Here is a 12,710-nt window from a genome sequence, read left to right on the forward strand (position 1 = left end):
GCTCTCCCACGCACGGTCAACGCCGACGCTCAGCTCGACTGCCGCGCGGCGTCGAGGATCAGCCGCGCGATCGCGTCCGGCTGCGAGATCAGCGCGAGATGGCTGGCCTTCACCTCGATAGTGGTGGCGCCCATCCGCTTGGCCATGAAGCGCTCGAGATCCGGATTGATGGTGCGGTCTTCGGTCGAGACGGCGTAGTAGCTCGGCTTGCTGCGCCAGGCCGCATGGCTAGTCTTGCCGGCCAGCAGTTGCTTGTGGAACGGCTGCTGCACGGCATAGAGCACCTTCGCCTTGGCCTCCGGCAGGTCGCCGGCGAAATCGCGCAGGAACGCTTGTTCGCTGAGACGGCCCTCGTCGCCGTCGAACACGATGCCGGCGCTCGCGGGCGGCGTCGGATAGGTCTTGGCCAGCGCGGTGTAATCCTCGTCCGCATCGGGTGCGCGCGCTGCGACATAGACCAGCGCCGAGACATTCGGATGCACGCCGGCCTCGGTGACGATCATGCCGGAGAAGGAATGGCCGACCAGCACGGTCGGACCATCCTGGCGATCGAGCACCCGCTGCGCGGAGGCAACCGCTTCAGGCAACGTGGTCAGCGGATTTTGCACCGACGTCACGTTGAGCCCGGCGGCCTGCAGGCGGGGGATGACCTCGGACCAGCAGGAGCCGTCGGCGAACAGGCCGTGCACCAGCACGACGTTGCGCGCCTTGACCGGCGGCGTGGTGGCGGCCATGCCGCGCGAGGACACCAGTGAAGCCGCAGCTCCAGCGAGCAAGGCGGTCGAGAAGGCGCGTCTGTTCATCATCATGTTACTGCTCCGTTGTCGTATGCTGAGTTGAAAATCAGAGAAGCGCGTCCACCTGCGGTGAACGGACAATCTCTCCTACGCGCGCAAAGGCCTCATGGTTACGCTCGATGCTGTCGTGATCGTAAAGATAGTTGACCATGATGCCGAAGGATTCCGCCATCGCGCGATCGGCCGTGTTGCCGAGCCAATTGATCCGCTCCAGCCGGGCACCGTTGCCGAGATGGAAGCGCGCCACCGGATCGATGCGATTCCCGGACGCCGGCGAGCGCGTGAGATATTGCGCGCATAGCGTCATCAGGACCGGACGCCAGGTCTCGCAGGTCGCCGCGTTGTGCCACCAACCTTCGCGGTCCAGCTCGCGCAGCATCGCGACATCGTTGCCGCCGGATTGCGGCTGCTGGCCGAGCCAGCGCCGGAAGCCCGGGATCGGCGACAGCGTGGAGAAGCGCTTCAGCTGCGGGAATTCCGCTTGCAGCTCCTCGACCACCTGCTTGATCAGGAAATTGCCGAACGACACGCCGCGCAGTCCGTCCTGGCAGTTGGAGATCGAATAGAAGATCGCGGTGTCGGCATGCGCGGCCCTGAGGCCTGCGCTGTCCTGATCCGCATCCTGCACCAGCAGCGGTGGCACGGCGGTGGCCAATCCCTGCACCAGCGCGACCTCGACGAAGATCAGCGGCTCGCCGGGCAGCGCGGGATGGAAGAAGGCAAAGCAGCGGCGATCGGGCGCAAGGCGGCGGCGCAGATCGTCCCAGCCCTTGATCTCGTGCACCGCTTCATAGGCGATCAGCTTCTCGAGCACGGCGGCCGGCGACTGCCAGTCGATGCGGCGAAGCTCGAGGAAGCCGCGATTGAACCATGAGACAAACAGATGCTTGAGATCGGCATCGAGCAGCTTCAGCTCCGGTTCGGAGCCGAGACGGCCGGCGATCTCACTGCGCATTGCGATCAGGCTCGCCGTGCCGCCGGGCGCCATGTTCATCCGCCGCAGCACCTCCTGCCGCGGCGGATCGGCGGCGTCGGCCAAAGCGGCCGCGGCCGCCGCGGTGCCGTCGGCAAGATAGCGCTTCGCCGCATCCTGCAGCGCCGCCGCGTCGGGCTGAAACGCGCTCGCCAGATAACGTTGAAAGCCGTGCCGGCCGTCGGCATCGAGCGCGCGCATGGTCTGCTGCAATTGGCGCGCGATCAGGGCGCCCGACGCTTCGCCGCGCTCGGACAACAGTGCCGCGGCGAGCTGCCTCGCTTGATCGAGCGAGGCCGGTGGACTGCCTGGGATGTGCTCGGCTTGGGTCATGGGAGCCTCCTTCTAGCGGCGGAATTTGGCGGGCGGCGTGTAGAGGTTGCCCGATGCGGCGACGAGGTCGTCGATCGATTTCGCGGCGAGCCAGTCGCGCGTCGCCGTCTCGACGTCGAGGCCGAGATCGGACGGCAGCATCACGATGCCGCGGCGGCGCAGGCCGTCGGTCGTCCCGGCGTCCTGCCGCCGGCCGAACTCGGTGTCGCCGGCGACCGCGCGCAAGGCGGCCTCGCGCTCCTGCGGCGAGCGGCAACGCAACAGGTTGCAGACGCCGCGCTCGGTGATCACGTGGCTGACGTCGTCGCCATGGATCATGACGGGCGGCAGCGCGAAGCCAGCCGAGGCCGCGAGGTCGAACGCGTCGAGGCGCTCGACGAAGCTCGGCGCGCCGTTCGGCTGCCGGGTCTGGACCATCTGCACCACGAGCTTGCGGCCGCGCAGGCGCTCGCCTGCTTCCTCGCCGGCACGCAGCCAGGCAGCGCTGTCGTGGCGCCGGCCGCGCGGATCGGCGCCCATGTTCGGCGCGCCGCCGAAGCCGGTGATGCGGTCCTTGGTGGCGGTCGAGCTGTTACCCTCGGGATCGATCTGCAAGGTGCCGCCGACGAACAGATCGCAGGCATATTGTCCGGCGACCTGCGCCAACGCGCGGTTGGAGCGCAGATTGCCGTCGGCGCCGACCGGAAACACATCGGGACGGCTGGCGACATAGCGTTCCATGCCCAGCTCCGAGCCGAAGCAATAGACGTTGTCGACGAAGCCGGCTTCGATCGCGGGGATCAGCGTCGGATGCGGGTTGAGCACGAAATTCCGCGCGACCTTGCCCTTCAGCCCGCGCCTCGCGGCAAAGGTCGGCAGGATCAGCTCGATCGCCGCGGTGGCATAGCCGATGCCGTGATTGAGCCGTGTCACCTGATAAGGCTCATACACTGCTGCGATCGCCATCATCGCCATCAGGACGTTCTCGTCCCTGATCTTGGCGGGATCGCGCGTGAACAGCGGATCGATCGCATACAACTTCGGGCCGGGCACCACGACATCGACCCAGTCGCCGGGGATGTCAACGCGCGGCAGACGATCGACGATCTCGTTGACCTGCGCCACGACGACGCCGCCGCGGAACGCCGCGGCCTCGGCGATGGTGGGCGTGTCCTCGGTGTTCGGACCGGTGTACAGATTGCCGTCGCGATCGGCCTTGTCGGCAACGATGAGCGCAACCTGCGGCGTCAGGTCCACCAGCATCCGCGCGTAAAGCTCGAGATAGGTATGGATCGCGCCGATCCGCAGCGCCTTGGCGGCGACGAGCTCGGCAAGACGGCGGCTCTGCGGGCCGGCAAAGGCGAAGTCCAGGCGGTTGGCGATACCGCGTTCGAACACCGCGAGATGATCGGGAAGCGCGAGCACCGACTGCACCATGTGCAGATCATGCACCCGCGCCGGGTTCACTCCGGCGAGGCACGCGGCCAGGAAGTCCGCCTGCTTCTGGTTGTCGCCCTCGAGCGCAACCCGGTCGCCGGATGCGATGACCGCCTCGAGCAGCTCGACCGCGCGGTCGGGCGGGCAGACCTTTCCGTTCGTACCGCAGACAGCTCGCGCGCGCGCCAGACGCGCCGTGCGATCGGTTCGTGGTGTCGTCTCCGACATGATGGCCTCTCCTTGCTTGATCATCTGAAGCGAAGGTAGGCGGCCGGCATTGATAATAGAAACGATATTCTATAATATGATTGATTACAGATATGGATTAATCGATGCTCGACCTCGAACTTTTGCGGGCCTTCGTTGCGGTCGCCGATTGCGGCGGCTTCCACCGCGCCGCCGAGCAATTGCATCTGACCCAGTCGACCATCAGCCAGCAGATCAAGCGGCTCGAGCTCGAGACCCGGCGGCCGCTGTTCCGGCGTACGACGCGCAGCGTCGCGCTGACCGACGAAGGCGAGATGCTGCTCGGCGATGCGCGACGTTTGCTGCAGCTCGAGGAGGCGGCGCGGCAGCGGCTGGTGGCGCCGCGGCTGTCCGGCTCGGTCCGTCTTGGCGTCGTCGAGGAAGTCGCGGGCGGCTCATTGCCGTCGGCGCTCGGCCGCTTCGCCGCGCTGCATCGCGGCGTCAAGCTCGAGGTGCAGATCGGTGTCAGCGCCGAACTGATCGAGCAGCTCGATGCGGGCCGGCTCGATCTGGTGTTCGCCAAGCGGCCGCTCGGAACGTCGAAAGGCCGTCTGGTGTGGCGCGAACCACTGGTGTGGACCGCGGCGGAAACGTTCGATCTCGTTCCCGGCGCGCCGCTACCGCTGGCGCTGTATCGCGAACGATCGGTGTCGCGCGATGCCGCGCTCTCCACGCTGCGCGACGGCGAGCTCGGCTGGGAGATCGTCTATACCAGCCCGAGCCTGACCGGCGTCCGCGCCGCCGCCGTCGCGGGACTTGCCATTACTCCGTTGCCGCTCAGCGCCGTCACCACGGGCCTGCGCGTTCTCGGAATTGGCGACGGCCTGCCGCCGCTTCCCGATCTGGAATTCGCCATCTACGAGAAAAGACGACCGGACAAGGCCTCGGAGGCGCTCGCCGATGCCTTGCTGACGTTGGCGCGCGGTCCCCTGCGCCCCACGATTTGAGCGCGCCGAACCGCGAATTGTGCCGCGCGCCGGCCTGCCTGCCGGCGGTCAGCCCCCCTGTTCCCGGCCGTTCCAACGAGATTCGTATTGAACGCTTGGGCTTAGGCAAATTTTAAACCGGGAGGCGTAGCTTACCCCTTGCGAGTTCAGTGGTTGAGAGTTTGTGAGTACGCCATGACAGAACCCCATCGCCCGAGGGTGAAATACGTCATCGGGCCTGACGGCAGCCCGTTAACGATTGCGGATTTGCCGGCCCCCGGTACAAAGCGGTGGGTCATCCGCCGCAAGGCCGAAGTCGTCGCTGCGGTCCGCGGCGGCCTGCTCTCCCTCGAGGAAGCCTGCAGCCGCTACACATTGACCGTCGATGAATTCCTTTCCTGGCAGTTCTCGATCGACCAGCATGGTCTGGCCGGGCTGCGCACCACCCGCATCCAGCAATATCGGCAGTAATTCGACGCCGATCCTGTGGCATTTGACGAAAACCGGCCTCGCCTTGCGAAGCCGGTTTTTTTCATGTCCGCGATTTTGCCGCGGTCCTTAACCGTCGTTAACCATATGGAAACCATACCCTAGGCAATATTTGCCCAGTCGGACCCGCGCGGGCCGAATCCCTGGGGGCCGTTGGTGCAAAGTCTGGTTGCTTTCCTGAGAGGTCTTGGTGCGGCCCGCCTCGCGGCCATGATTGCAGTCACCGCGGCCCTGATCGGCTTCTTCGCCTTCGTCATCATGCGCGTCACCACGCCGCAGATGACCACGCTCTTCACCGACCTGTCGACCGAGGATTCCTCTGGAATCATCAAGGAGCTCGAGCGCCAGGCGATCCCGTTCGAGCTGCGCAATGACGGCGCCGCGATCATGGTGCCGAAGGACAAGGTGACCCGGCTCCGCATGAAGCTCGCCGAGGGCGGCATGCCCAAGGGCGGCGGCGTCGGCTACGAGATCTTCGACAAGTCGGATGCCCTGGGCACCACGAGCTTCGTCCAGAACATCAATCATCTGCGGGCGCTGGAGGGCGAGCTCGCCCGCACCATCCGTGCCATCGACCGCGTCCAGGCCGCGCGCGTCCATCTCGTACTGCCGGAGAAGCCGCTGTTCTCGCGCGAGACGCCGGAGCCCTCCGCTTCGATCGTGCTCAGGGTGCGCGGCGCGCTGGAGCCGCAGCAGATCCGGGCGATCCGCCACGTCGTCGCCTCCGCGGTCAACGGGCTGAAGCCGCAGCGGGTCTCGATCGTCGACGAGGCAGGCCAGCTGCTCGCCGACGGCGCCCAGTCCGATGCCGACGCCGCGGTCGGCGACGAGCGCCGCGCCGCCTTCGAGAAGCGGATGCGCAAGCAGGTCGAGGACATCGTCTCGTCGGTGGTCGGCGCCGGCCGCGCCCGCGTCCAGCTCTCCGCCGACTTCGACTACAACAAGATCACCCAGACCTCGGACAAGTTCGACCCCGAAGGACGGGTGCTGCGCTCGACCCAGACCCGCGAGGAAAGTAGCCTCACCGCCGACAATTCCGGCCAGGTCACCGTCGCCAACGAGCTGCCGGGCAGCCAGAACCAGGACAACGCCGCCCGCGCCCGCGACCAGAGCAAGAAGAGCGAAGAGACCAACAATTACGAGATTTCACGTACCACCAAGACCGAGGTGACCGAGGCCGGCCGCGTCAACCGCATCTCGGTCGCGGTGCTGGTCGACGGCAGCTACTCCAAGAACGAAAAGGGCGAGCTGATCTATCAGGACCGCACCAAGGAGCAGCTCGACCGCATCGCCGCTTTGGTCCGCTCCGCGATCGGCTTCGACCAGAAGCGCGGCGACCAGGTCGAGGTCGTCAACCTGCGCTTCGCCGAGCCGCCCGCCGCGCAGCCGATCGCCGAGCCGACCGGCCTGCTCGGCATGCTGCAATTCACCAAGGATGACGTGATGTACGTCATCGAGCTCGGCGTCATGATGATGCTCGGCCTCGTCGTGCTGTTCATGGTGGTCCGCCCGCTGGTCAAGCGCATCGTGGCGGCCGACGTCATTCCGGCGCTGACCGGCGCGGGCATGCCAGCGCTGGCCGAAGCGCATGCCGAGAGCGCCGCAGCACCGGGTCAGGCGCTGATCCCGAGCGGCAGCGGCGCGGCGCAATTGATCGACGTCGCCCAGATCCAGGGCCAGGTCCACGCCCAGGCCGTGCACCGGGTCGGCGAGCTCGCCGAACGCAATCCGAACGAAACCGTCTCCATCGTCCGTCAATGGCTGAGCGAGCCGGTAGAGAACTGACATGGCCGCCGTACCCCAGACCACCAACGCCAACGACATCGCCACCGTCCTCTCGACGCTGGCAAACCGGCAAAGCGCCCGGCCCAAGGGCAAGCCGCTGCCCGGCCCCAAGCGCGCGGCGATCCTGATGCTCGCGCTCGGCGAGCAGTATGGCGGCAAGATCTGGTCGATGCTCGACGACGAGGAAGTCCGCGAGCTGTCTGTCCACATGTCGACCCTCGGCACCGTCGAGGCCGACGTGGTCGAGGACCTGATGCTGGAATTCGTCTCGCGGATGTCGGCCTCCGGCGCGCTGATGGGCAATTTCGACGCCACCGAGCGGCTACTGCAGCAATACCTGCCGGCCGAGCGCGTCTCCGGCATCATGGACGAGATCCGCGGTCCGGCCGGCCGCAACATGTGGGAGAAGCTCTCCAACGTGCAGGAAGAGGTGCTCGCCAACTACCTCAAGAACGAATACCCGCAGACCATCGCGGTGGTGCTGTCGAAGCTGAAGCCGGAGCACGCCGCGCGCGTGCTCGCGATCCTGCCCGAGGACATCGCGCTCGACGTGGTCGGCCGCATGCTGCGGATGGAAGCGGTGCAGAAGGAAGTCATCGAGCGCGTCGAGCAGACGCTGCGCACCGAGTTCATGTCGAACCTGTCGCAGACCCGCCGCCGCGACGCCCATGAGGTGATGGCCGAGATCTTCAACAATTTCGACCGCCAGACCGAGACCCGCTTCATCACCTCGCTGGAAGAGGAAAACCGCGAATCCGCCGAGCGCATCAAGGCACTGATGTTCACGTTCGACGATTTGATCAAGCTCGATACCGCCTCGGCCCAGACGCTGATGCGCAACATCGACAAGGACAAGCTCGGCGTCGCGCTGAAGAGCGCCAACGAGGAGGTGCGCAGCTTCTTCCTCGGCAACATGTCCTCGCGCGCCGGCAAGATGCTGATGGACGACATGGCCGCGATGGGCCCGGTGCGGCTGCGCGACGTCGACGAGGCGCAGGCCCTTCTGGTCAACCTCGCCAAGGATCTCGCCGCCCGCGGCGAGATCACGCTGACCAAGAACCGCGCCGACGACGAGCTGGTGTATTGATGGCCGCGCCCGCAAAATTCCTGTTCGACACGGATTTCTCGGCGCCAGACCGCGCGCGCGAACGCGCGCCGACGCCGGCCGAAGTCGCACAGAAGGTCGCCGACGCCGAGGCACGGGCCTATCGCGCCGGCTACGAGGCCGCGCTGCGCGAGGCCAAGGTCGAGAGCGACCGCCGCGCCGCGCAGGCGCTGGAGGAGATCGGCACCGCGATCAAGGGCATCGCGGCGCGCTTCGCCGGCATCGAGACGCGGATGGAGACCGAGGCCGTGGACGTCGCGGTGGCGGTCGCCCGCAAGCTTTGTTCCGAGCTGATCGCGCGGGAGCCGCTCGGCGAGATCACCGCGCTGGTCTCCGACTGCTTCTCGCATCTGGTGGCGACGCCGCATCTCGTGGTCCGCATCAATGACGCGCTCTACGAGGCGGCGCATGACAATATCGAGCGGATGGCGGCGCATTCCGGCTTTCAGGGCCGGCTGGTGATCCTGGCCGAGCCGACGATTGCGACCGGCGACTGCCGGATCGAATGGGCCGATGGCGGCGTCGTGCTGGAGCGCGCCGCGACCGAAGCAAAGATCAACGAACTCGTCGGGCGCTATCTGGCGTCCCGCGGCCAGGCCGGCTGAAGACGATTGAGGGCTGAACCATGACCGACACCGACACCCAAGTCCCGCTTCCCGATCTCAATTCCGCCGACGCGCCCACCATCGACGACATCGGCTACAACGAGGATGAGCACGCCGCGCGCATCGCGGCCGATCTCGAGGCCGTGTTCGACGTGCCGGTGCAGGTCTCGGCGGTGCTCGGCCGCTCCAAGATGGACGTCGGCGACCTCTTGAAGCTCGGACCGGGCACCGTGCTCGAACTCGACCGCCGCGTCGGCGAGGCGATCGACATCTACGTCAACAACCGCCTGGTGGCGCGTGGCGAAGTGGTGCTGGTGGAAGACAAGCTCGGCGTGACCATGACCGAAATCATCAAGGCAGAACGCTCTTAACAACTCAGGCGGTCACGCGCGGGACCTGCGCGACCAGACGAACAGGAGATCATCATGCGGCTTCTCATCGTTGGCACCCTGAAGGGCCAGCTCACGACCGCGACCAAGATCGCGATGGACAACGGCGCCTCGGTGACCCACGCCGAGGCCGCCGAACAGGCGATGAACGTGCTGCGCGGCGGCAAGGGAGCCGACCTCCTGCTGGTCGATGTCGGCCTCGACATCCGCGACCTCGTGATGCGGCTGGAAGCCGAGCACATCCACGTGCCAATCGTCGCCTGCGGCATCTCCAACGACGCCCGCGCCGCGGTCGCCGCGATCCATGCCGGCGCCAAGGAATACATCCCGCTGCCGCCCGACCCCGAGCTGATCGCAGCCGTGCTGGCCGCGGTCGCCAACGACGCGCGCGATTTGATCTACCGCGACGAGGCGATGGGCCGGGTGATCAAGCTGGCGCAGCAGATCGCGGGCTCGGACGCCTCCGTTATGATCACCGGCGAGTCCGGCACCGGCAAGGAAGTGCTGGCGCGCTACGTCCATTCCCGCTCGGCCCGCGCCAAGCGGCCGTTCATCTCGATCAACTGCGCCGCGATCCCCGAGCACCTCCTTGAATCCGAGCTGTTCGGCCATGAGAAGGGCGCCTTCACCGGCGCGGTCGCGCGCCGCATCGGCAAGTTCGAGGAAGCGACCGGCGGCACGCTGCTGCTCGACGAAATCTCCGAGATGGACGTTCGGCTGCAGTCCAAGCTGCTGCGCGCGATCCAGGAGCGCGTGATCGACCGCGTCGGCGGCACCAAGCCGGTCCCGGTCGACATCCGCATCATCGCGACCTCGAACCGCAACCTCTCGGAGGCGGTGCGCGAAGGCACCTTCCGCGAGGACCTGCTGTTCCGCCTCAACGTCGTCAACCTGAAGATTCCGCCTCTGCGCGACCGCCCGGCCGACATCCTCGAGCTGGCGCAGCATTTCGCCAGGAAATATGCCGAGGCCAACGGCATGCCGGTGCGTCCGATCTCGACTGATGCCCGCCGCATCCTGACCGCGAACCGCTGGCAGGGCAACGTCCGCGAGCTCGAGAACACCATTCATCGCTCGGTCCTGATGGCGCAGGGCGACGAGATCGGCGCTGAGGCGATCCTGACCCCCGATGGCGACCGCCTCGACCTTGCCAGGACCGCGCCCGCGGTCGCGCACGCCACGCTGGCCGCCGAGCAGGTCACCCGCGCGCTGGTCGGCCGCACCGTCGCCGATGTCGAGCGCGACCTGATCCTGGAAACGCTGAAGCACTGCCTCGGCAACCGCACCCATGCCGCCAACATCCTCGGCATCTCGATCCGCACACTGCGCAACAAGCTGAACGAATATGCCGACGGCGGCATCCCGATCACGCCGGCCGGCAATGGCGCGCCCGACTATCAGCGCATGGCGAACGCGGGTTGAGCACGGGAAACGGCGGGATAAGTCCCGCCGCTTGCCTCGCTTCACGAATAGCTGGGCGCGTCAGGCTTGCGGAAGATCCGGATCGGATCGCCGGGCGTGATGTCGCGGCCCGTGAACGTCACATAGGCATAGAGCGCGAGATAGGCGACGGCGATCGCACCGACGATGTAGAACAGCCAGGTTCCCACGCGCTTCATCAAACGGTCACCTCTCCGAAACATCCGCGCCATTTAATGCGCCGATTGGGAAAGCGCCACGGCCAACAAGCCGCGCCGGCCTCGGCGCCGTTCATCCCTTGAATCTTGCGGCAGGTTGCCTTATTCAATCTCCTATTGCGTTTACATTCTTAGACAACTGGAGAGTGATATGGCTCTTTATGCGCAGACCAGCGGCACCCTGTCCACGACCTCCGCGACTTTAACGCCGATGCAAGGCCTCAGCCTGACGATTCCGGAGGGCGTCGGCACCACCGCGATCATCACCCTTAACGTTCCGAATCCCTACGCCACGGGCAACGATATTCCGGGCGGGGTGTTCGGCGTCACCGTCAATGGCACGGTCTCGCCGGTCGTCGCAAGCTTCACCTATAACGAGACCCCGTCGAGCTTTGGCCGCATCCCGACCACGCTCGTCGTTGGCATTCCGCTGGCCAATGCAGCTCAGACCGTCCAGGCTGTATGGGCTGGCGTCCGCGGCAGCAATGTGATCATCGACAGCCCGGCATCGCTGAGCGCAGTTTTCTAAAGTCCGATCCGGATAAGCACGTAAGCACGGCGCGCTAGCGCGGCCCTCGCACATGAACATGACGCGACGGCAGGCTGACCTCAGCCAGCCGTGCGGCATCTTCCTCATGGTCGATCGCGACATACTCGCCGTGCCAAGACGCCAGCGCGGCGGTTCGCTCGGAGGCAATCACGTCGAGCACGCGGCCGATGACGATGACGTGCGAATGCCGTTCGATGGTCTCCTCGACCTCGCAATCAACCGCGGCGAGCGCGCCGACCAGCAGCGAGACGCCCGACGCGCGCGTCGTCCACTCGGCTCCGGTGAAACGGTCCGCGCCCTTCAGGCCGCCCTTGCCGGTGAAGCGCTCGGCGATGTCGCGCTGGTCCGCGGCCAGGATGTTGACGCCGAACACGCCATGGCGCGCGATCAGCGGCCATGACGAGGCCGCGCGGTTGATGCTGACGATCAAGGACGGCGGCTCGACCGAGAGCGACGACACCGAGGTCACCGTCATTCCCGAGATATCCTTAGCCCGACCGGCCGTGATCACGCTGACGCCGCCGGTGAGGTGACGCATCGCGCCGCGGAATTCGGCGGCCGCAACCGCGGGCTCGATCGAAACATTGCGGACGACGGAATTCATGGCGACCTCACAGACTGTCTTCGCTGCCTTCGAGCAGATGCTTCAGAATCTCGCCCTCCAGCGCGGCGAGTTCGGCCGACCCGCGCCGGCGCGGCCGCGGCAGGTCGACCGCGACATCCTCGGCGATGCGGCCGTCCTCGATGACCAGCACGCGGTCGGCGAGCGCGACCGCCTCGGCGACGTCGTGCGTCACCAGGATCGCGGTAAAGCCCTGGTCGCGCCAGACCCGCTCCAGCAATTGCTGCATCGAGATCCGGGTCAGCGCGTCGAGTGCGCCGAGCGGTTCGTCGAATGCCAGCACGCGCGGCTGGCTGACCAGCGCCCGCGCCAGCGCCACGCGCTGCTTCTGCCCGCCCGAGAGCACCGACGGCCACTGGGTGCGCTTGTCGCCGAGCCCAACCTCGACCAGCGCGCGCTCGGCGCGCGCCTGCGCATCAGCAGACGAGCGCTCGCGCCCCAGCCCGACCTCGACATTGGACAGCACGCGCGCCCAGGGCAGCAGCCGCGGTTCCTGGAACATGACGCGGACGTCCTGTGCCCTCGGCTGTTCGCCGAAGGCGATGCTGCCCGCCGTCGGCGCGTCGAGGCCGGCGATCAGACGCAGCAGCGTGCTCTTGCCGCAGCCGCTGCGGCCCACGATCGCGACGAACTGGCCGGCCGGGACGTGCAGGTCGATGCCGCGCAGCACCTCGTTGTCGCCGAACGCCTTGCGCAGGCCGCGGATGGTCAGCGACAGGCCGCGGGCCGCGCCTTCCGGCACGCGCCGCAACTGCCGCGCCTTCGCGACGATCTCGGTGCGGTCGACCGGCTCGGCTTCAGCGGTTTCGAAACGAAGCGCTTCTTGCATTCTCATTC

14 protein-coding genes are annotated in these 12,710 nt (G+C 66.8%); 8 read left to right on the plus strand and 6 right to left on the minus strand.

Annotated elements, in window-relative coordinates:
• Positions 1–29: 29 nt before the first annotated feature.
• From ACVWY5_RS32155 to mdcA, 3 genes are read right to left on the minus strand one after another with little or no spacing between them, the layout of a single operon-like run.
• Positions 30–809: an alpha/beta fold hydrolase gene (locus ACVWY5_RS32155; protein ID WP_028333452.1), complete on the minus strand. Its 780-nt coding sequence runs from the start codon at positions 807–809 to the stop codon at positions 30–32.
• Positions 810–843: 34 nt separating this feature from the next.
• Positions 844–2,103, minus strand: a complete 1,260-nt coding sequence (locus ACVWY5_RS32160; protein WP_080667021.1) for a malonyl-CoA decarboxylase — start codon at positions 2,101–2,103, stop codon at positions 844–846.
• 12 nt (positions 2,104–2,115) lie between these two features.
• Positions 2,116–3,771 (minus strand): malonate decarboxylase subunit alpha, encoded by a 1,656-nt coding sequence (mdcA, locus tag ACVWY5_RS32165; protein ID WP_321176947.1) that lies wholly within the window; start codon positions 3,769–3,771, stop codon positions 2,116–2,118.
• Between the two features lie 80 nt (positions 3,772–3,851).
• Here mdcA and ACVWY5_RS32170 point away from each other — a divergent pair, with 80 nt between their 5' ends.
• The 7 genes from ACVWY5_RS32170 to flbD all read left to right on the plus strand — a co-directional run bounded on the left by ACVWY5_RS32170 (position 3,852) and on the right by flbD (position 10,486).
• A complete protein-coding gene (locus tag ACVWY5_RS32170) occupies positions 3,852–4,712 on the plus strand; it encodes a LysR substrate-binding domain-containing protein (protein ID WP_028333455.1) in 861 nt (286 codons plus the stop codon).
• A 174-nt stretch (positions 4,713–4,886) separates the two neighbouring features.
• The gene (sciP, locus tag ACVWY5_RS32175; RefSeq protein WP_002714638.1) at positions 4,887–5,162 is read left to right on the plus strand and encodes a CtrA inhibitor SciP; all 276 of its coding nucleotides are present in this window, start codon (positions 4,887–4,889) and stop codon (positions 5,160–5,162) included.
• Positions 5,163–5,336: 174 nt separating this feature from the next.
• A complete protein-coding gene (fliF, locus tag ACVWY5_RS32180; RefSeq protein WP_028333456.1) occupies positions 5,337–6,965 on the plus strand; it encodes a flagellar basal-body MS-ring/collar protein FliF in 1,629 nt (542 codons plus the stop codon).
• A 1-nt stretch (position 6,966) separates the two neighbouring features.
• On the plus strand, positions 6,967–8,052 hold the full coding sequence (fliG, locus tag ACVWY5_RS32185) for a flagellar motor switch protein FliG (RefSeq protein ID WP_018273552.1): 1,086 nt from the start codon (positions 6,967–6,969) through the stop codon (positions 8,050–8,052).
• The gene (locus ACVWY5_RS32190) at positions 8,052–8,675 is read left to right on the plus strand and encodes a FliH/SctL family protein (protein ID WP_028333457.1); all 624 of its coding nucleotides are present in this window, start codon (positions 8,052–8,054) and stop codon (positions 8,673–8,675) included. Before fliG ends, ACVWY5_RS32190 begins: the two co-directional genes overlap by 1 nt.
• A gap of 20 nt (positions 8,676–8,695) precedes the next feature.
• Positions 8,696–9,046 (plus strand): flagellar motor switch protein FliN, encoded by a 351-nt coding sequence (gene fliN / locus ACVWY5_RS32195; protein ID WP_028333458.1) that lies wholly within the window; start codon positions 8,696–8,698, stop codon positions 9,044–9,046.
• A gap of 54 nt (positions 9,047–9,100) precedes the next feature.
• On the plus strand, positions 9,101–10,486 hold the full coding sequence (flbD, locus tag ACVWY5_RS32200; protein ID WP_028333459.1) for a sigma-54-dependent transcriptional regulator FlbD: 1,386 nt from the start codon (positions 9,101–9,103) through the stop codon (positions 10,484–10,486).
• Between the two features lie 41 nt (positions 10,487–10,527).
• Here flbD and ACVWY5_RS32205 read toward each other — a convergent pair whose 3' ends face one another.
• Complete coding sequence (locus ACVWY5_RS32205) at positions 10,528–10,683, minus strand: hypothetical protein (protein ID WP_028333460.1); 156 nt, start codon at positions 10,681–10,683, stop codon at positions 10,528–10,530.
• 169 nt (positions 10,684–10,852) lie between these two features.
• On the opposite strand from ACVWY5_RS32205, the gene ACVWY5_RS32210 reads away from it, so the two are divergent.
• Positions 10,853–11,230, plus strand: coding sequence for a hypothetical protein (locus ACVWY5_RS32210; protein ID WP_016844337.1), 378 nt, complete (start codon positions 10,853–10,855; stop codon positions 11,228–11,230).
• A gap of 34 nt (positions 11,231–11,264) precedes the next feature.
• Here the strand turns inward: ACVWY5_RS32210 and ACVWY5_RS32215 are convergent, their stop codons facing one another.
• The gene (locus tag ACVWY5_RS32215) at positions 11,265–11,855 is read right to left on the minus strand and encodes a flavin reductase family protein (RefSeq protein ID WP_028333461.1); all 591 of its coding nucleotides are present in this window, start codon (positions 11,853–11,855) and stop codon (positions 11,265–11,267) included.
• Between the two features lie 7 nt (positions 11,856–11,862).
• On the minus strand, positions 11,863–12,702 hold the full coding sequence (locus ACVWY5_RS32220) for an ATP-binding cassette domain-containing protein (protein ID WP_028333462.1): 840 nt from the start codon (positions 12,700–12,702) through the stop codon (positions 11,863–11,865).
• Between the last annotated feature and the right edge of the window lie 8 nt (positions 12,703–12,710).

The organism is Bradyrhizobium sp. USDA 3256 (assembly GCF_054058275.1).

Excerpts from the sequence above, each read along its gene's own strand:
- ACVWY5_RS32155 (WP_028333452.1), bottom strand. The coding sequence starts at position 809 with ATGATGATGAACAGACGCGCCTTCTCGACCGCCTTGCTCGCTGGAGCT.
- ACVWY5_RS32160 (WP_080667021.1), bottom strand. The coding sequence starts at position 2,103 with ATGACCCAAGCCGAGCACATCCCAGGCAGTCCACCGGCCTCGCTCGAT.
- mdcA (WP_321176947.1), bottom strand. The coding sequence starts at position 3,771 with ATGATCAAGCAAGGAGAGGCCATCATGTCGGAGACGACACCACGAACC.
- ACVWY5_RS32170 (WP_028333455.1), top strand. The coding sequence starts at position 3,852 with ATGCTCGACCTCGAACTTTTGCGGGCCTTCGTTGCGGTCGCCGATTGC.
- sciP (WP_002714638.1), top strand. The coding sequence starts at position 4,887 with ATGACAGAACCCCATCGCCCGAGGGTGAAATACGTCATCGGGCCTGAC.
- fliG (WP_018273552.1), top strand. The coding sequence starts at position 6,967 with ATGGCCGCCGTACCCCAGACCACCAACGCCAACGACATCGCCACCGTC.
- ACVWY5_RS32190 (WP_028333457.1), top strand. The coding sequence starts at position 8,052 with ATGGCCGCGCCCGCAAAATTCCTGTTCGACACGGATTTCTCGGCGCCA.
- fliN (WP_028333458.1), top strand. The coding sequence starts at position 8,696 with ATGACCGACACCGACACCCAAGTCCCGCTTCCCGATCTCAATTCCGCC.
- flbD (WP_028333459.1), top strand. The coding sequence starts at position 9,101 with ATGCGGCTTCTCATCGTTGGCACCCTGAAGGGCCAGCTCACGACCGCG.
- ACVWY5_RS32205 (WP_028333460.1), bottom strand. The coding sequence starts at position 10,683 with ATGAAGCGCGTGGGAACCTGGCTGTTCTACATCGTCGGTGCGATCGCC.
- ACVWY5_RS32210 (WP_016844337.1), top strand. The coding sequence starts at position 10,853 with ATGGCTCTTTATGCGCAGACCAGCGGCACCCTGTCCACGACCTCCGCG.
- ACVWY5_RS32215 (WP_028333461.1), bottom strand. The coding sequence starts at position 11,855 with ATGAATTCCGTCGTCCGCAATGTTTCGATCGAGCCCGCGGTTGCGGCC.
- ACVWY5_RS32220 (WP_028333462.1), bottom strand. The coding sequence starts at position 12,702 with ATGCAAGAAGCGCTTCGTTTCGAAACCGCTGAAGCCGAGCCGGTCGAC.